Consider the following 14886-nt stretch of genomic DNA (forward strand, 5'->3'; position numbering starts at 1 on the left):
GCTACTCCTCATCCATCAGGAATTTCCGATAAGATTGCGGGATCTCATCAAGGTTCAGCACTATCGACTGCTGAAGTTCCCTGATATTTTCTATAACCTTCTCGGCATGGCGCACCTGGATCATGATGCTTGTATTGAGTTCCTCATCATCGATATCACCAGACATGTGAAGATCGGTGATCTCTTCAAGCGAATGGGCAATGATTTCGATTGGGTTTTTCAAACGGAGTGCAGCTTCAGTGATGTAGGCAAGGAGTGCCCGTTCAGCCTTTCTGATCTCGGTCAGGTCACGCATAATGACGGCGATACCTGTTGTAATTCCGCGTTCATCAAGGATTGGGGAGAGTGAAAGTGAGAGTTCGATCTCTCCCCCCTCTTTTTTGATGCGGCGTGTTTCGATCTGATCGACCCGTTCCCCTCTCTGGATTTTTTTAAGCGTCTCCAGATGCTGTTGCCTGAGCTCTTCTGGAATAATACGCTGGATACTCTCTCCGATCATCTCCTCAGCAGTATATCCGAGTGTCTCCTCAGCACCCTTATTCCATGAGATTACATGTCCATCAGGTGTCTCGCCGATGATTGGGTCAGGTGTTGTCTCTATGATTGCTCCAAGAATGGCCCTCAATTCGTGAATCTTTTTTATCGAATCGATGTTTCTAAGAATGTGTACAGCGCCTATGAACTCCTCATTATCGCCTATGATAGGATCGACTGAAACCTGGTACCAGTGCTCGCCAAGATTAATGGTATAACTCTCACGCTTCTTTGTCTTCTTTGCCAGAATGAAGGGGCATCCCCGGATATTTGCTGGTGTATGGTGGACGAGCTGATAACACCGCTTTCCGATGATCTCTTCAAGCGGTATGTTGAGAAGTGTTGCTGATGCCATATTGGCATGGAGGATGGTGTTGTCCGGTGCCATGTAGAAGATCGGATCTTCTATTGCATCGAATGTGCGTTTCAGAATCTCATATTCTGATAATGCGGGCTTGTTCGTATCGGTCACTCTGATCCCTCCGCTATGAGTATGCATCGGATTTACATCTGATAAACCCTTTGGATTGTCCGTCAGTTGGAAATAGTGGTGACTGCAGTCACCCGCACAGGCACTGCCTTTGTTATATGGAGAGGGACGCCTCCTGCTGGTGCAATCACAAGACTGAAGCTCTCCTCAGGATGGAGTGGTTCTGGCAGGGTGATGAGAAGATCGAATGTCTCGCCTGCATGGAGGATATCGTCATCATTAGCCGATCCAAACGGGAGATAGCCATACCGGGAGATGATTGCCCAGTCTCCGGGATTGAGGGGGGATGCCTTCTTCAGGGTGAGTGCTGTCTCTTTATTTTTCTCGATAACGCTTATCCGGGTCAGATCCATGTCGATTGCCATATCTCCGATGATCGGTGAGATCGATAGCTGTATGGCTCCTATTGCTTTTTCGTCAGTCTTCGATGGCCTGATATAAAAACCCGATACGGTGCGTGGAACAGAGGAGTAGCCGACCAGATCTCCGGTCAAACGAACCGAGTCCCCCGATTCTCGGACAGCCATCGCGACGAGTCCGTGAGGAGTGCTGGTGTGATGGGGGGTGAGGAGATGGAAAACAAGTATCGCCCCTGCAACCCCTGCAAGGATGAGCAGGATTACTGAGAGTACGGTGATCGCATCATCCCGTTGCCTCTTCTTCATAAGCTCATGTCTATTCCGATATTCTTAAGCCTTATGGCAACTGTCTGGATATCTATGGAATATACTGTAGTTGAGGGAGAAGACCGGGGCGATCTGGTGCTGTATGCCCTTTCAACCTGCCGCTGGTGTGCGATGACCAAAGAACTGCTACAGAGCCTGAAAGTGAAGTTCCGGTACGTGTATGCGGATCTCCTCTCGCCTGAAGAGATTGAGGAGGTGATTCGTGAGGTGGAGCGGTTCAACCCGGCCGGATCATTCCCGACGCTTGTGATCAATGGGAAAGATGCTATTGTCGGGTATAAGGAAGAAGAGATCAGGAGGGTATTTTCCCGATGACCTACGATCCGACAGCCCAGGAGATTGATGCGCTTGAACAGGAGCTCATAAAAGATGCTGAGAGCCATGGGTATCACCTGAGCCCCGATCGTGATGCGGTGCGGGCACTTGTCAGGGGGCTGATTGTGAATACCAGAAGGTACGGCTACCCCGCCTGCCCCTGCCGCCTCTCCTTTGGGAAGAAGGAGGAGGATCTCGATATCATCTGCCCCTGTGATTTCCGTGATCCCGATCTCGATGATTTTGGTGCCTGCTACTGCTCGCTCTATGTTACAGAAGCAGTGAAAAGCGGCCGCGAAGAGCTGAAGCCGATACCGGAACGCCGCCCCCCGCGGAGTGAGCGGAAGAAGGCGGGATCGGCGGGGCTTGCGGGTGGCTTCTCCCTCCCGATATGGCGCTGCCGGGTCTGCGGATATCTCTGTGCACGGGAGAAACCTCCCGAGACCTGCCCTATCTGCAAAGTATCACAAGAGCGTTTTGAACGGTTTGCCTGAAATGATGTCCGAATATGAAAAAGCAACGTTTGCCGCCGGCTGCTTCTGGGGGGTGGAGGCAGCCTTTGCTAATGTTGCCGGTGTCATCTCGACCCGTGTCGGGTATACGGGCGGCACAGTTTCGAATCCAACCTACGAGGAGGTCTGTACCGGCAGAACCGGGCATGCAGAGGCGGTCGAAGTGACCTATGATCCCTCTCTTGTCTCATTCGATCACCTTTTAATCCGGTTCTGGTCTTTGCATGATCCGACGACAAAGGATCGACAGGGACCGGATGTCGGGAGCCAGTACCGTTCTGCCATCTTCACCCATTCCAGAGAGCAGGAGGAGAAGGCACATGCCTCTTTGGAGCGGATGGACCGATCAGGAAGGTTTGCCAGGCCGATTGTGACGGAAATTCTGCCTGCCTCTGATTTCTGGCCTGCCGAGGAGTACCACCAGCAGTACTTCAGGAAGCACGGTCATTCCTGTGGGATTGGGTTCTAGCAGGCTGTTACTCCTTTCAATTCCTCTCCTCCTTTCCTCTCCTCCTTATCTCTTCTCTGCACCAATCTCAGCTGCTGCCCCGGCAAGGATTGCCATTGCCGGGATGACCAGGTACCGGGAGCCGATCTCGATGAACCATTCCCAGCCACCCATTCCGAAGAGGGCTACCATCACCATGAGATCGAGTGCCCAGTTGATCAGAAGCCAGCTGATGCCGACTATGATCCCGGCAGTAAGCCAGTTTGTGCCGGCAGGGAGGGATCTTAGGTAAAGGAATATAAGGAGGGCGCCGCTTGCGGCACCTGAGATGATCATCAGGCTTTTGAAGGCGAATACCCCGATGGTGAGCGTGCCGTCCGGCCCATACAGGAAGAGTGATAAGACGAAGGGAATGAGCCAGGTGAGGATGCCGTAGATGAGGAGGCGGAGGTGCGGGTGCATGAAATGTTTATTGTTTGGATGGGTAGTGAGGGTTGTGTTCGTTGGTGCGAGCCGATGTGATTAATATCTGGTAGGATCATTGTCAGGAAGTGGGCAGTTCCCCCTGTGGGGTGAGTATTGCTTACTCGTGAGAAAAAGGTGGTCGATTTCGATGGGACTGTTTAATTGGCTCTGCTCGGTATTCGGATCTGAACAAGGGGATGTGGGTGATCCCTCCCCCCGCCGCTATCGCACCTGTGATTACTGCGGGAGGGGTTCTCTTGGCCCCTATACTGATCGTGAGTGGGATGCCCGGGGGCGGATCTGCGAGGAATGCGAGTATGCAGAGATGGCGGATGGGACGCTCTGGTGAAGGGGAGTAGGGATGGTTAATGGTGCTCTCCCGGCACCCACCGCTCCCCATCTTCGGTAAATTCTTTCTTCCAGATCTGGACTGTTTCTTTGATCCTCTCAAGGATATACTCACAGCCGTCAAAGGCTTCTTTCCTGTGCCCGGCGGCGACCAGGATGAGGAGCAGGTTATCCCCAACATTGAGCATCCCGATCCTGTGAATAATATCGACAGACATGAGTGGATACTTCTCAAACGCTTCGTCTTTGATCAGATTGAGCTCTTCGAGTGCAGCCTCCTCGAATGCTTCCAGCTCAATCTTCGTAATACCATCATCCCTGACAATGCCCACAAATGAGACCAGTCCCCCAACCTCCGGGGCCTTTCTCGACTGGATCATTGCATTGACATCAAAATCTTCCTGGGTAATTGAAATAACCATTATTTATCCTCCGGCAACCGGCGGGTAGATCGCGATCTCGTCTCCCTCAGATAGTACGATCGTCTGTACGTCTTCCTTGTTCACCCGTTTTTTGTTCTGCATCAGGATAACATATCGGCGCAGGGTGCTGTCATCTTCATATAGTGCAGTTTTTATCTTCGGGTTTCTGTCTGCAATCTGTTCTAGCAGTCCTGCGAGTGTTATTCCCTCAGGAACCTCCTCTGCCGTCTCTGATCCGAGTATCTCCCTGAAACGTGCAAATGCCTTGATTGTGATAATCATCCGGATCTCTCCATATACTTATTCTCCTCTGATGCCTTATATGCATGTACTTCTGAGACGGGGAGGGATGTGAAGGGATGGATGATCGGTTTGAACGAGTCGGTAGGATACTGCGGGATCGAAGCCCCGTGATCGTTGCCTATTCCGGCGGGGTTGACAGCTCACTCCTTGCTGCAATCGTATCCCGGTGCCCGGATGCGAGGGCCCGATATATCCTCCTCGATTCACCCCTCATGCCACGGCGGGCTGTGGATGAGGCTCTGAGGATCGCAGAAGAGCTTGGAATCGACTGCGAGGTGGTGCCGTTTGCGATCCTTGATGATAGCGAGTTCTCTCTGAACCCTTTCGATCGCTGTGCATTCTGCAAGCGTGCGCAATCCCGTATCCTGAAGGAGATCGGGGACGGTGCCCTGATAATTGATGGCGCAAACACCTCTGATCTCGGGGAATTTCGGCCCGGACTTGCTGTAAGTGATGAGGAGGGGATCATCCACCCCTTTATCGAGGCTGGAATTGGCAAACAGGATGTCCGGGAGATGGCTCGTGAATGCGGGTACTCTTTCCGGGACAAGCCTTCAGATGCCTGTCTTGCAACCCGGATCCCCTATGGTGAGCCGATCACGTGTGAGACACTGCACATCATCGAGAAGGGAGAAGAGATCCTGAGGGGTTTAGGATTCTCCCGGTTCCGCTTCAGAATCCATGGTGATATTGCCAGAATCGAAGTGCCTCCGGAGGAGTTTGGGCTGGCACTTGCGAGCCGGGATGAGGTGGTGTCAGCAGTTAAATCGCTTGGTCTTACCTATGCAACCCTTGATCTTGTGGGATTTCGGAGCGGGAGCATGGACGAACAGGTTTGATAATCCTCTCTTCATCGCTCATCTCCTGACATGAGCTTCTGATAGATCTCTTCCCCGACACATTCTTTTGCATACCTGCACCAGCGGACACAGGAGACGATATCATTGAAGATGACAAATCCGCATCTCTCGCATGCTGCTTTCATCTCATCCGAGAAGATCTCAATCTCCTCTCCGCACTGCGGGCAGATGCGTATTTCGAGCGTAGGGTTCCTGAGGTTTGCTGCTCCCGGACACTTAAACTGCATCGGCTGGTCTCCTGGTGGAATTTCTGGGAGAAGGCATTCTCCCGTCGCCCTTCATGCCACTTCTCCTCCATTGATATCCCTGGCATTCATTATTGAAAAAGTGAGGGGATATGCCTCAAACAATTATGCCTTGAGCATCCGTGCCATATCATCTTCTACCGTCGTATTTGATTTCAGATCAAAGTTCTTTACCAGTACATCCAGTACTGCGGGTGAGATGAATGCCGGGAGTGTTGGTCCAAGCGTGATATCCTTTATCCCGAGTGAGAGGAGTGCGAGGAGGACGAGTACCGCCTTCTGTTCGTACCAGGAGATGTTATAGGCGATCGGAAGATCATTGATCCCAACTCCGAATGCCTCTGCAAGCGCCTGGGCGATCACGACAAGCGAGTAGCAGTCATTGCACTGCCCTGCGTCAAGTACCCGTGGGATGCCCCCGATGGTCCCGAGTCCGAGGCTGTTGTAGCGGTACTTGGCACAACCTGCGGTAAGGATAACAGTATCTTTTGGGAGCGCCTCTGCAAATTGTGTATAGTACTCCCGGCTTTTGCGCCTGCCATCACAGCCAGCCATCACGATGAATTTTTTGATATCGCCATTCTTCACTGCATCGATCACAGTCCCGGCAATGGCAAGGACTGCATCATGTGCGCATCCGGTGATCAGATCCGGGCTGTTCTCCCTGAGAAGCTCTGGTGGCTTAGAGCTTTTTGCCATCTCAATGAGTGAGGAGAAGTCCTTCGTTCCATCGTCTCTTGTCCTGATATGCGCAACACCGGGATAGCCGGTGAGGCCGGTCGTAAAGATCCTCTCTTTGTATGAATCCTTCGGAGGAACGATGCAGTTTGTGGTGACAAGGACGGGTCCGTTGAAGCTCTCAAACTCCTCTTTCTGGTGTGGCCATGAACCCCCGTAGTTTGCATAGAGGTGTGTATACTTTTTGAATGCGGGATAGGCATGGGCGGGGAGCATCTCGCCGTGGGTGTAGATATCCACACCGGCATCCTGTGACTGTTCAAGGAGCATCTCTAGATCTTTGAGATCGTGGCCGGTGATCAGGATGCCGGGACGTGATCCGACGGTTGTCTTTACGCTTTTAATCTCCGGCTTTCCATAAGCACCTGTGTTTGCTGCGTCAAGGAGTGCAAGCACTTTGACGCCATACTCTCCGCACTCAAGGACGAGTCCCACCATCTCATCAACAGAGAGATCCTGAAGCGTTGATGCAAGCCCTTTCTGGAGGAACGCCTCGATTGCGGGATCGGTCCGCCCAAGGATTTCTGCGTGTGTATAGTATGCGGCTATTCCTTTCATCCCATATATGAGGGTTGACTGGAGCGATCGCACATCTTCGTTCTCTGTTGCAAGGAGTCCGACTGCCTTCCCCTTCATGATGAGATCATTTTCCGATGCCGGCTTCCAGGTGCAGGCATCAGGCTCATCAGTTCCTGTGGGAGGGAGGGCATCCCGCATCGTAATTGCCTGATTGATCAGATCGATGAACCTTGCCTTATCGAAGTTGACATTGGTCAGCGTGGCAAAGAGGGCATCAGCGAGGAATAACCCCACTTTGGGATCGGCTTTCCCGCTTTTCATTGCCTCGAGGTTTCTGACTGATATCCCTTTGCAGAGGTATATAAGGAGATCGTGGTAGACTGCTATCTCATCCTCTTTTCCACAGACTCCCTTTACGGTACATCCGGTTCCTTTAACGGTCTCTTCACACTGGTTGCAGAACATATTCATTCTCCTTAAAAATATCTTTTTGATACAAAATATCTATTGCATACTATAGTATAAATAGAAGGGAGTATCAAATACTATACCATGCACGAAGGGTGCACGGTTAACCAGACGGTGCGGTACATCTCCAAGAAATGGACGCTCCTGATCATCCTGGAGTTATACAAAGGTGATGAGTATACCCGGCGTTTCTCTGAGCTCAGGGCTTCTCTGGATGGAATTACTCCGAAAGTCCTGTCAGAGCGGCTGAAGGAGCTAGAGGATGAAGGAATCATCACCCGGAACGTGGATGCAACAACCTTCCCGGTCAGATCAGAATACACCCTGACCGAAAGCGGTCTTGATCTGGTTGGCCTGATCAGAGATATTAAGCGCTGGGCACTCAAATGGAAGATAGATAACCTTCCCTGCGGCGAGCAGGATTGTAAGGATTGCATCTTATAAGAGGGAAAAACCATGAAACGACAGATTATCATGATTGACGAGGATCTCTGCACCGGATGCGGCGAATGCATCCCCGATTGCCCGGAAGGAGCACTTCAGATCATCGAAGGAAAAGCCAGGCTGGTCAGCGATCTCTTCTGCGATGGCCTTGGCGCCTGTATCGGCACCTGTCCGGAAGGGGCAATCTCGGTCATTGAACGCGAGGCTGAGCCTTATGATGAATGGGAGGTGATGCGGACGATCGTCTCCAAAGGCGAAGGTGTCATCCGGGCGCATCTTGAGCATCTGGACAGGCATGACCGGATGGATCTCTATGAACAGGCGATTGCCTATCTCCAGGAACATGATATCCCGGTACCCTATAAGGAGAAGGGGCCGGCAGAGGATCCATGCATCCACCCGGATTGCCCGGGAACGGCTCCGCACACCATCATCCGGGATGACATGATGGGAGCTGGTGCCCCGGCACCATCTGAACTCCGGCAGTGGCCGGTTCAGCTCCGCCTCATCAATCCGGCTGCACCCTGCTTTGATGATGCCGACCTCCTCGTCTCCTCTGACTGCGTCCCGTTTGCGTACGGGAATTTCCATGCTGATCTCCTGAAGAATCGTGTGCTGGTTAACTTCTGCCCGAAACTGGATTCTGATATTGAAGGATATATCCAGATTCTGGTTGAGATCTTTACTCTGCATACGATCAAAACGATCACCGTCGCCCATATGGAGGTGCCCTGCTGTTCCGGTGTCAGGTATGTGGTTGAGCGGGCACTTGAGGAGGCAGGTGTTGATATACCGATTATCGAGAAGACGATCACGGTTTCTGGCGGGGTACGGGAGTGAGAGATCAATCTCTCCCTCTTTTATGATTACACCTCTCCTGTGGGATGAATGCACAGGCCAAAAAAAACTAAGAATCCCTTCTCATTATTCGTCTCCATCTGCTGAAGATGAATAATGGGACTGCAAGAATTGGTGCATAGAAGAGGGATGCTGATTGCTCTTTCACTGGCATTTCATCACCATCGTTTGAGAGTGATATCGCAAAAGCCCGGGTTCGCTCTCCTCTTTTATCGTCGCCCTCATCCCCTCCTTTCTCTGTTGATACACTCCCTGCAATGATGAATGCGTCATCTGAGATAAGGAGTGCGTTTCCTGTACTATATCCTCCTCTTCTGATGGAGGTCTGCATGATGGGATCTTTGGATCCATCGATCCGTACTAAAAAGATGGAGCTTTCTTCTGTGAAGAGGGGATTGCCCAACGGGTCGGGTTTGCCGGTCCCCCCAACAGCACAAATATCTCCGCTCTCCAGCTGTACAACTGAGCTGAATGAACTCACTCCATCCCCCGGATAGTCTTTTTGCCAGATGATCTCACCGTTTTGGTCTATCTTCATAAGGGATGCATGGAGCGTGAATCCATCTCCATCATTAGAGAGGGTTGTGCCAGCAGCAATGAATGCTCCGTCTGAGGTCTCCATGATCGCGTTTGGTGTTGTGAGAACTCCTGACCCGACATCTGAAGATTCTCTGAGTGATTTCGTCCAGAGGATACTACCGCTCTCATCTGTTCTGATCAGGCTGAATGCGCCATCTCCGGCAATAATAAACCCTCCGTCACGGGTCTTGCTGATGGAGTGACCACTATCAGTGTATTTGTCACCATAGCTCTTCTCAAAGAGGATGTCACCAGCATCATCTGTCCGGATGAGGTAGATGTCCTGATCTGGGTGGGTTTCGGTCCTGGTTGTCACTCCGATGATGGCAAATCCGCCACTCTCCACCTCCACAAGATCGAATGCACTATCATAGTGCTCTCCTCCATAAGCCCGCTCCCAGAGGATAGTCCCGTCTTTATCCATCTGTGCGAGGTATGCGTCCGAGTCATGGTTCGGTGGATCGCTTATAGAACCGGCCATCGCGTACGTGCTATCCTGCGTCCTGATGATTCTGCTGATGGCTCTCGTTCTCTCGTCATCGATCGTCTTCTCAAAGAGTTTCTCCCCGCTACTGGTCACCCTGATGATATATGCCTGGTAGAACGGGCTTGGGACCGTATATCCTTCCTCCCCTGGGTGAATGGTTGCTCCCACGATGATGTATCCGCCATCATCTGTCTGTTGGATATCAAAAGCACGTGTTTCATCGTACTCTCCGGATGTGATCTCCCAGTTTATGACCAGATCAGCTGAGGTGATCCCTATAGTTGAGATCAGGATGAAGAGGAGGGTGGCTATGAGGCGGAGGGTGGATCGGTGAGATAGAGTGTGTGGGTGCATTCTTCTAAAAATATGCGTAATAAAAGAAAAAGTAGTTATTTCTTTGTTTTTAACTTCTCAATCTCCTCTTCAACCTCTTTGACACCTTCTGCATAGAACTCTCCCTCTTCTGGATCGAGCTCCATCAGGAGGCGGTATAATTCCCCTGCATGTACCTTCTCCTCATTTGCGATGTCGGTTAAGACCTCTTTTGCAAGAGGGTTGTCGGTTGCATCTGCGATCTGCATATACAGCTGGATTGCCTCAAACTCGGCTGCCATGCTGTAGCGGACGGTGCGGATGAGTTCATCATGGGAGATCTTTCGGTCGATATTGTTTCCTGCGAATGGATTTGCAAATTCGGGCATTGAATTCCTCCTGTTTTCTATAGGCTGTTGATCGAGCCCTTTCTCTTAGTACGGCATTCATGGTTATAAGTGTTCTTGGTGGGAAAACCAGCTATCATCGAGAATATTTTCGTGATGGGAATGGGTGTTGTGGTGGTTGAAATGCTGTTGCACCCCTTTTTTCCGTGGGAAGGCTATTTCTTATCCTGCGGCTCACTCTGAGTTCATCAGAAATAAAAGAGAGGATATCATGCACCAGTTGACGACCATCGCACGCCGCATTGATCCAATGTACCCGACAAACCGGGCGATCATCATCATGACAATCCTTATCTCGACAGGGGCAGCAGGTTCATCTTTGTACCTGGGGGCATCCCTATTTCCCGCCATTCTTCAGGGTTTTATCGCTGGTATTGCCATAATCCTTGCATGGGCCATCTCCCGGGAGCTTGATCCTGACTCAGAGTATGCTGCGTTTCTGCCTGTTCTAATCTGTATTCCTCTCCTTCTCATTGCTCCAAAGCCCGGTCTTCTGATTTCATTCTTCATGCTGCTCCTTCTCAGGATAGTGAACCGGACGACAGGGCAGCCTGCCGGGGTGCTTGATTCTGCTGCTCTCCTCCTTCTTGCCGGCTGGCTGGTTTCCGGGGGTTTCTGGCTGGCATGGCCTGCAGCTTTAGCTGCCTTTATCCTTGATTCGCGGCTGAAGGAACCAGATTTCCGTCAGATATGGTTCGCCGCAGTTCTTGTTATCGGCCTTGCTGCATATGCAGCGTTCTTTGGGATCACCCTGCCCCCCCTCATACGTCCGGACTCATCATAGCTTATCATCCTGGTGCTTGCTGCCCCTCTCCTCTTCATCCCTGTCCTCCTCAGAAAGAGCCCGATCCTTTCTGTGGGTGACCGGAGCAGAGAGCCTCTTGATTGGGCTCGGGTGCAGTCTGCCCGGCTCCTTGGTTTCTCTGTGGTGATGGTGGCGATAGCTTCCGGAGGATTGGGTGCGTTTGTTTTGCTGATGCCGGTATGGGCGGCCCTTGTCGGCCTTGGAATATATGGGTGCCTTATCCGGATTGGGAAGAGTCGCCGGGTCAGATAGTGTGCCAGACTTTTCTCTCTCACCTGGGGCTATGATCAATTAATATATTGCTGAGTGTATATTTATTGTATGCTCAAGGGGGATCTCTATGAACATTACTATTGGAAGACCATATGAAGAGGCGATCAGGAGGATCATCGACAAGGAATATGCGGGGAATCAGACGGAGGTTATTCGGCAGGCTATCCTCGCATATGAAAGGATGATTGAAGAGGAAGAGCTGATGCTGGTTCACAGAGGGGTCTCCATAGAGATGGTCGAGGCTCTGGCCGGTACAACTCTTCTTACCTCTCTGGATGAGGTGAAACGGCTCATTACGAAGTGATCGAATGGAGATCCTCTTCCTGGATGCTGCACGAAAAGAGTTTGAAAGGCCACCAGACGATCCTCAGCATCTCTTCCTCTCGCATTTCGAAAAGATACGATCCATGCCTACCCGGCAGCATCTGAGATACGGTATCCCTTCTCATGTTGAGAAGGTGACGCGACAGGCACGGATTATTTACGAGATTCATGAAGATACCCTGTATATCCTCCACTGTTTTGCAGATCATAAGGACTATGAGCAGTGGTATAATTCATATCGTTGATTAATATGCCATATATGGGTAGGATCCAGCTCTCCCCGACTGGATCGAAATAAAAAGGGTGTTGGTTCTGATGCGTTGCGCCTGGATCAACCCTGCCGATATTCGCAGAACTGGCAGAGCGGGCAGGGGTAGATCGCCTCGTCCTTGCTTTTAAGGGTGATCGACTTTCCACATTTCTTGCAGACATACCTGCCCTCTCCGGGCTTGTCACCACATTTGATTGACATGATTAATGTTCGGATGTTTGCGAATATAAATCTTCTGGAATGACAACAGGGTCCAACTAACATTAACCCATCCGCACCATTCATCCTCTTCTGCAACCAATATCTGTGAGACAACTATGGGCAGCAATATAAACCCCTCCAACAAGCCCCTCCTCACCGATCCTCCCTTTTACCTGCCGGAATTTGAACAGTCCTACCGGTATATCATCGATGAATATGATGTCGAGCCAAAGGATATCGGGTTCTTCCTCCCCTGTGCGATGCGGAAACCCTACAGCGCAAGCCCGAGCCACCAGCTGATTAAAATGGTCATCTCGCAGGTCTTTTCTGAAGATCAGTACCATATCGTCGTCTTCGGAACCTGCGGGATCGTCCCGTCTGAGCTTGAGGAGATGTACCCCTATGCCCATTATAAGTACATGCTCGGCAAGGTCAAAGACCAGAAAGTCCTTGACGACTTCCTTCGGATCGAGACTGAGCGAGTCGCCGGGTATCTCACAAAAACGAAAGGGGTCTACCAGTACCGGATCGCCTACTGCCTTGGAATCTTCCGGGAGGCTTTGATCCGCGGGGCTGAGCAGGCCGGGATTAGATTCGATCTCATACTTCCTACCCGGGATATCATCAACAAGGTGATTGAAGAGGGAGACTGTGCTTTCCAGGAAGGGAGCCTCTCTATGGATGACTATCTCGGGGAGTTCTGTGAAGAACTTGTCCGGTTCAGAAACGAGTGCCTGAAAAACGAGTGATTCTCCTCAGATCAAGGGTTCCGGATGTATACCGCCACCTGCCGGGAGTTTTGCCTGCTTGATTAAGACCGGCTCATCAGACTGCCGGATCTTCTCGATTACGATCTCCTTTCCCTTCTCTGTCATCGCAAAGACCGGCACCGAAACACCTGCCTGGACGAGTGCTGCTGCTCCTGCGATCTCGCGGATTGGTCTGGATGCGCAGGCTGTAACCAGGTCGGCTGCATCCACAAGTGCCTGCGCCTCATCAACGGTGAGGCCGGTTGTATGGACACCAATGATCAGCACATTCGGATATAAGCCCCGGATCGCCTCTGCATCCTGTGGCAAAGCCACAGTGGCGGCGATCCCGGTGAATCCCTCTGCGACTGCCCGCGAAGCTCCCCCAATCTGGTCAATCGCTGCAGTTTCCGGGTAGATGACGATACCGCCTGCTGCCTCAATTCTCCTGATGACTGAAGGATATGGAGTGGTAGAGACAAGTCCCGACATTCTGCCGCCGATCCCCTGTACCAGCGAGGGTGTTGGTGCGATCACAGTTCCGGCTCCATCACATGCGAGGACGGCGGCATCCAGCATGCCCGACCTCATCCCGAAGCTGATGATCTCGGATGCTCCAAATCCGACAAACTCACGGTCATCCAACACCTTGCGTGCAGGTGTGCACATCCCGAATGCCTGTATCCGGTGGGTGATATTTGCGACAATATGCTCCCCTGTCATCTCAGGGATCGGGTATGCAAACCGCTTTGCAAGGGGGCAGTCACGGATGAGCGGATCACCCACCTCCATCACGTTACCGTTTCTGATCACGATCCGTGCCCGGCCGTTCGCCTCAATAATATGCTCGTCCTGTTGAGATGGCATCTTAGTTCACCACATTATTATCGTCTGTATTCCCGCAAACCTGACAGTTGGGATTCTTTTCATATGCGATTATATCCACTTCAGCCCTCTCGCCATCCCAGAGGAGGAGGCGATTTTCAAGGAGCATACCTGTGCCCGTCAGGTATTTTATGACCTCGTTTGCCTGAACGACTCCGATGAACCCGGCAGTTGTCCCAAGCACAGGAAATGTCTCTTCAGGGGGTGCATGTGGAAAGATGCACCTGAGGCAGGCGGTTCTGCCGGGGATGATCGTCGTTGCCTGGCCTGAGAAGCCATGGATTCCTCCATGGAAGAGCGGAATTTGCTTCTCACATGCCGCTTTGTTCAGGAGGTACCGTGTCTCGAAGTTGTCCATTGCATCAACAATCCCGTCTGCAGTATCGATTAGGTCCAGAATATTCTCTGAATCGATGGTGATATGGTGCACCTTGATAATGACTTCAGGATTGATTGCCTCTATCTTCTGCCTGGCTGATTCGCTCTTCCTCTCGCCAATGTCGCGGGTGAAATGGATGATCTGGCGGTTTAAGTTCGAAAGCTCAACGAGATCATTATCTGCAATGATAATCTGTCCCACACCAGCAGCTGCAAGATAGAGTGCAACCGGAGAGCCAAGCCCTCCGGCTCCTGCGATGAAGATGGTTGATTTCTTCAGCCGTTCCTGCCCTTCTTCGCTAAAGAGCATGATCTGGCGGGAGTAGCGTCTCTGTTCATCTGGGGATAGCACAATTTGTTCTCCGGCTCTAATGTGTATGGGTGGAGGGATCATATCATTCTTCGTGAGGGGGGAATTTTAGGGTCTTTTGTTGTAACTGGTCAGCTATACCTGTAAGCCACAGTGGGCATGAAGGGTTCTCTCCTGAATGCTCCTTTGATGGCGGCAAGTACTGACCCCTCATTCTTCTTCACAGTTGAGATATACCCTCTTACCCGGC

Annotated in this window: 24 protein-coding genes; 12 read left to right on the forward strand and 12 right to left on the reverse strand. The window is 51.4% G+C overall.

Going from position 1 to position 14886, the window contains the following annotated elements; genetic code table 11:
- Position 1 precedes the first annotated feature (1 nt).
- The gene (locus FTO68_RS07200; protein ID WP_255332707.1) at positions 2–1006 is read right to left on the reverse strand and encodes a PAS domain-containing protein; all 1005 of its coding nucleotides are present in this window, start codon (positions 1004–1006) and stop codon (positions 2–4) included.
- Positions 1007–1068: 62 nt separating this feature from the next.
- Positions 1069–1689: a flagellin gene (locus FTO68_RS07205; RefSeq protein ID WP_255332708.1), complete on the reverse strand. Its 621-nt coding sequence runs from the start codon at positions 1687–1689 to the stop codon at positions 1069–1071.
- Positions 1690–1743: 54 nt separating this feature from the next.
- On the opposite strand from FTO68_RS07205, the gene FTO68_RS07210 reads away from it, so the two are divergent.
- Genes FTO68_RS07210 through msrA form a run of 3 tightly spaced genes read left to right on the forward strand, consistent with a single transcriptional unit; the run spans position 1744 to position 3006 of the window.
- Positions 1744–2025, forward strand: a complete 282-nt coding sequence (locus FTO68_RS07210) for a glutaredoxin family protein (protein WP_255332709.1) — start codon at positions 1744–1746, stop codon at positions 2023–2025.
- Entirely contained in the window at positions 2022–2519 is a 498-nt protein-coding gene (locus tag FTO68_RS07215) for a ferredoxin-thioredoxin reductase catalytic domain-containing protein (RefSeq protein WP_255332710.1), read from the forward strand. The genes FTO68_RS07210 and FTO68_RS07215 overlap by 4 nt, the downstream gene beginning before the upstream one ends.
- A 1-nt stretch (position 2520) precedes the next feature.
- On the forward strand, positions 2521–3006 hold the full coding sequence (gene msrA, locus FTO68_RS07220) for a peptide-methionine (S)-S-oxide reductase MsrA (RefSeq protein ID WP_255332711.1): 486 nt from the start codon (positions 2521–2523) through the stop codon (positions 3004–3006).
- 45 nt (positions 3007–3051) lie between these two features.
- On the opposite strand, the gene FTO68_RS07225 is transcribed toward msrA, so the two are convergent.
- On the reverse strand, positions 3052–3447 hold the full coding sequence (locus FTO68_RS07225) for a hypothetical protein (RefSeq protein WP_255332712.1): 396 nt from the start codon (positions 3445–3447) through the stop codon (positions 3052–3054).
- Positions 3448–3598: 151 nt separating this feature from the next.
- Between FTO68_RS07225 and FTO68_RS07230 the strand changes: the two genes are divergently transcribed.
- The gene (locus FTO68_RS07230; protein ID WP_255332713.1) at positions 3599–3799 is read left to right on the forward strand and encodes a hypothetical protein; all 201 of its coding nucleotides are present in this window, start codon (positions 3599–3601) and stop codon (positions 3797–3799) included.
- A gap of 16 nt (positions 3800–3815) precedes the next feature.
- On the opposite strand, the gene FTO68_RS07235 is transcribed toward FTO68_RS07230, so the two are convergent.
- Positions 3816–4220 carry a molybdenum cofactor biosynthesis protein MoaE gene (locus FTO68_RS07235; protein WP_255332714.1) on the reverse strand — a complete coding sequence of 135 codons (405 nt, stop codon included), beginning with the start codon at positions 4218–4220 and terminating at the stop codon, positions 3816–3818.
- 3 nt (positions 4221–4223) lie between these two features.
- Positions 4224–4502 (reverse strand): ubiquitin-like small modifier protein 1, encoded by a 279-nt coding sequence (locus tag FTO68_RS07240; protein WP_255332715.1) that lies wholly within the window; start codon positions 4500–4502, stop codon positions 4224–4226.
- A gap of 77 nt (positions 4503–4579) precedes the next feature.
- On the opposite strand from FTO68_RS07240, the gene larE reads away from it, so the two are divergent.
- Positions 4580–5362 (forward strand): ATP-dependent sacrificial sulfur transferase LarE, encoded by a 783-nt coding sequence (gene larE / locus FTO68_RS07245; RefSeq protein WP_255332716.1) that lies wholly within the window; start codon positions 4580–4582, stop codon positions 5360–5362.
- A gap of 11 nt (positions 5363–5373) precedes the next feature.
- On the opposite strand, the gene FTO68_RS07250 is transcribed toward larE, so the two are convergent.
- Positions 5374–5610: a hypothetical protein gene (locus FTO68_RS07250; RefSeq protein WP_255332717.1), complete on the reverse strand. Its 237-nt coding sequence runs from the start codon at positions 5608–5610 to the stop codon at positions 5374–5376.
- A 123-nt stretch (positions 5611–5733) separates the two neighbouring features.
- The gene (hcp, locus tag FTO68_RS07255; protein ID WP_255332718.1) at positions 5734–7350 is read right to left on the reverse strand and encodes a hydroxylamine reductase; all 1617 of its coding nucleotides are present in this window, start codon (positions 7348–7350) and stop codon (positions 5734–5736) included.
- An 87-nt stretch (positions 7351–7437) separates the two neighbouring features.
- Here hcp and FTO68_RS07260 point away from each other — a divergent pair, with 87 nt between their 5' ends.
- Together FTO68_RS07260 and FTO68_RS07265 are read left to right on the forward strand one after the other, a co-directional pair.
- A complete protein-coding gene (locus FTO68_RS07260; protein WP_255332719.1) occupies positions 7438–7797 on the forward strand; it encodes a winged helix-turn-helix transcriptional regulator in 360 nt (119 codons plus the stop codon).
- A 12-nt stretch (positions 7798–7809) separates the two neighbouring features.
- Positions 7810–8637 carry an ATP-binding protein gene (locus tag FTO68_RS07265; protein ID WP_255332720.1) on the forward strand — a complete coding sequence of 276 codons (828 nt, stop codon included), beginning with the start codon at positions 7810–7812 and terminating at the stop codon, positions 8635–8637.
- Between the two features lie 67 nt (positions 8638–8704).
- On the opposite strand, the gene FTO68_RS07270 is transcribed toward FTO68_RS07265, so the two are convergent.
- Positions 8705–10075, reverse strand: coding sequence for a hypothetical protein (locus FTO68_RS07270; protein ID WP_255332721.1), 1371 nt, complete (start codon positions 10073–10075; stop codon positions 8705–8707).
- 35 nt (positions 10076–10110) lie between these two features.
- Positions 10111–10422 carry an encapsulin nanocompartment ferritin-likeEncB family encapsulin nanocompartment ferritin-like cargo protein cargo protein gene (encB, locus tag FTO68_RS07275; RefSeq protein WP_255332722.1) on the reverse strand — a complete coding sequence of 104 codons (312 nt, stop codon included), beginning with the start codon at positions 10420–10422 and terminating at the stop codon, positions 10111–10113.
- Between the two features lie 229 nt (positions 10423–10651).
- Here encB and FTO68_RS07280 point away from each other — a divergent pair, with 229 nt between their 5' ends.
- The 4 genes from FTO68_RS07280 (at position 10652) to FTO68_RS07295 (ending at position 12087) form a co-directional block, all read left to right on the forward strand.
- Complete coding sequence (locus FTO68_RS07280; RefSeq protein WP_255332723.1) at positions 10652–11224, forward strand: hypothetical protein; 573 nt, start codon at positions 10652–10654, stop codon at positions 11222–11224.
- Positions 11225–11236: 12 nt separating this feature from the next.
- Positions 11237–11497 (forward strand): hypothetical protein, encoded by a 261-nt coding sequence (locus FTO68_RS07285; protein ID WP_255332724.1) that lies wholly within the window; start codon positions 11237–11239, stop codon positions 11495–11497.
- An 88-nt stretch (positions 11498–11585) separates the two neighbouring features.
- Positions 11586–11822 (forward strand): hypothetical protein, encoded by a 237-nt coding sequence (locus tag FTO68_RS07290; RefSeq protein WP_255332725.1) that lies wholly within the window; start codon positions 11586–11588, stop codon positions 11820–11822.
- A 4-nt stretch (positions 11823–11826) separates the two neighbouring features.
- A complete protein-coding gene (locus tag FTO68_RS07295; RefSeq protein WP_255332726.1) occupies positions 11827–12087 on the forward strand; it encodes a hypothetical protein in 261 nt (86 codons plus the stop codon).
- Between the two features lie 86 nt (positions 12088–12173).
- Here FTO68_RS07295 and FTO68_RS07300 read toward each other — a convergent pair whose 3' ends face one another.
- Positions 12174–12314 (reverse strand): zinc ribbon-containing protein, encoded by a 141-nt coding sequence (locus FTO68_RS07300; RefSeq protein WP_255332727.1) that lies wholly within the window; start codon positions 12312–12314, stop codon positions 12174–12176.
- Between the two features lie 116 nt (positions 12315–12430).
- Between FTO68_RS07300 and FTO68_RS07305 the strand changes: the two genes are divergently transcribed.
- Entirely contained in the window at positions 12431–13063 is a 633-nt protein-coding gene (locus FTO68_RS07305) for a DUF5591 domain-containing protein (RefSeq protein WP_255332728.1), read from the forward strand.
- A 6-nt stretch (positions 13064–13069) separates the two neighbouring features.
- Here the strand turns inward: FTO68_RS07305 and FTO68_RS07310 are convergent, their stop codons facing one another.
- Positions 13070–13930 carry a methanogenesis marker 8 protein gene (locus FTO68_RS07310; RefSeq protein ID WP_255332729.1) on the reverse strand — a complete coding sequence of 287 codons (861 nt, stop codon included), beginning with the start codon at positions 13928–13930 and terminating at the stop codon, positions 13070–13072.
- A 1-nt stretch (position 13931) separates the two neighbouring features.
- A complete protein-coding gene (locus FTO68_RS07315) occupies positions 13932–14678 on the reverse strand; it encodes a HesA/MoeB/ThiF family protein (protein WP_255332730.1) in 747 nt (248 codons plus the stop codon).
- Between the last annotated feature and the right edge of the window lie 208 nt (positions 14679–14886).

The sequence above is a fragment of the Methanocalculus taiwanensis genome (assembly GCF_024372745.1).
GTDB classification, from domain to species: Archaea; Halobacteriota; Methanomicrobia; order Methanomicrobiales; family Methanocorpusculaceae; genus Methanocalculus; species Methanocalculus taiwanensis.

Bases quoted from the DNA above. Each gene is read 5' to 3' on its own strand.
- hcp (WP_255332718.1), bottom strand. From the start codon at position 7,350: ATGTTCTGCAACCAGTGTGAAGAGACCGTTAAAGGAACCGGATGTACC.
- FTO68_RS07210 (WP_255332709.1), top strand. From the start codon at position 1,744: ATGGAATATACTGTAGTTGAGGGAGAAGACCGGGGCGATCTGGTGCTG.
- FTO68_RS07310 (WP_255332729.1), bottom strand. From the start codon at position 13,930: ATGCCATCTCAACAGGACGAGCATATTATTGAGGCGAACGGCCGGGCA.
- FTO68_RS07300 (WP_255332727.1), bottom strand. From the start codon at position 12,314: ATGTCAATCAAATGTGGTGACAAGCCCGGAGAGGGCAGGTATGTCTGC.
- FTO68_RS07280 (WP_255332723.1), top strand. From the start codon at position 10,652: ATGCACCAGTTGACGACCATCGCACGCCGCATTGATCCAATGTACCCG.
- msrA (WP_255332711.1), top strand. From the start codon at position 2,521: ATGATGTCCGAATATGAAAAAGCAACGTTTGCCGCCGGCTGCTTCTGG.
- FTO68_RS07230 (WP_255332713.1), top strand. From the start codon at position 3,599: ATGGGACTGTTTAATTGGCTCTGCTCGGTATTCGGATCTGAACAAGGG.
- FTO68_RS07240 (WP_255332715.1), bottom strand. From the start codon at position 4,502: ATGATTATCACAATCAAGGCATTTGCACGTTTCAGGGAGATACTCGGA.
- larE (WP_255332716.1), top strand. From the start codon at position 4,580: ATGGATGATCGGTTTGAACGAGTCGGTAGGATACTGCGGGATCGAAGC.
- FTO68_RS07295 (WP_255332726.1), top strand. From the start codon at position 11,827: ATGGAGATCCTCTTCCTGGATGCTGCACGAAAAGAGTTTGAAAGGCCA.
- FTO68_RS07260 (WP_255332719.1), top strand. From the start codon at position 7,438: ATGCACGAAGGGTGCACGGTTAACCAGACGGTGCGGTACATCTCCAAG.
- FTO68_RS07265 (WP_255332720.1), top strand. From the start codon at position 7,810: ATGAAACGACAGATTATCATGATTGACGAGGATCTCTGCACCGGATGC.
- FTO68_RS07250 (WP_255332717.1), bottom strand. From the start codon at position 5,610: ATGCAGTTTAAGTGTCCGGGAGCAGCAAACCTCAGGAACCCTACGCTC.
- FTO68_RS07225 (WP_255332712.1), bottom strand. From the start codon at position 3,447: ATGCACCCGCACCTCCGCCTCCTCATCTACGGCATCCTCACCTGGCTC.
- encB (WP_255332722.1), bottom strand. From the start codon at position 10,422: ATGCCCGAATTTGCAAATCCATTCGCAGGAAACAATATCGACCGAAAG.
- FTO68_RS07215 (WP_255332710.1), top strand. From the start codon at position 2,022: ATGACCTACGATCCGACAGCCCAGGAGATTGATGCGCTTGAACAGGAG.
- FTO68_RS07290 (WP_255332725.1), top strand. From the start codon at position 11,586: ATGAACATTACTATTGGAAGACCATATGAAGAGGCGATCAGGAGGATC.
- FTO68_RS07205 (WP_255332708.1), bottom strand. From the start codon at position 1,689: ATGAAGAAGAGGCAACGGGATGATGCGATCACCGTACTCTCAGTAATC.
- FTO68_RS07270 (WP_255332721.1), bottom strand. From the start codon at position 10,075: ATGCACCCACACACTCTATCTCACCGATCCACCCTCCGCCTCATAGCC.
- FTO68_RS07305 (WP_255332728.1), top strand. From the start codon at position 12,431: ATGGGCAGCAATATAAACCCCTCCAACAAGCCCCTCCTCACCGATCCT.
- FTO68_RS07235 (WP_255332714.1), bottom strand. From the start codon at position 4,220: ATGGTTATTTCAATTACCCAGGAAGATTTTGATGTCAATGCAATGATC.